This is a genomic window from Nocardioides abyssi (genome assembly GCF_030412915.1).
Lineage (GTDB): Bacteria > Actinomycetota > Actinomycetes > Propionibacteriales > Nocardioidaceae > Nocardioides > Nocardioides abyssi.
The window spans coordinates 1-230 of sequence record NZ_JAUHJR010000253.1; the positions used below are offsets into that span (position 1 = coordinate 1).

General features: G+C 81.3%; 1 pseudogene. It reads right to left on the bottom strand.

Features of this window, described 5'->3' with window-relative positions:
• A pseudogene (locus QWY29_RS20670) lies at positions 1 to 230 on the bottom strand (vWA domain-containing protein); the annotation flags it as partial.

Here is a 230-nt window from a genome sequence, read left to right on the forward strand (position 1 = left end):
CGCGCGCACGACGTCGGGCTCCTCGGGGCCCTCGGCGGCGCCGGTCGCCTCGGTCAGCGGCATCGCGGCGTACGACGTCGTGGCCGGTGCGGCGGGGCGCGGCCGCGGCAGGCCGGTGCGGTGGTCGAAGTACGCCGCGAACACCAGCTCGTGCCGGGCCCGGTCGTCGGGGCCGGCGCACAGCGTGGCGCGGCCGGCGGAGCGGGTGCCCTCCTCGGGGGGGCCGAGGA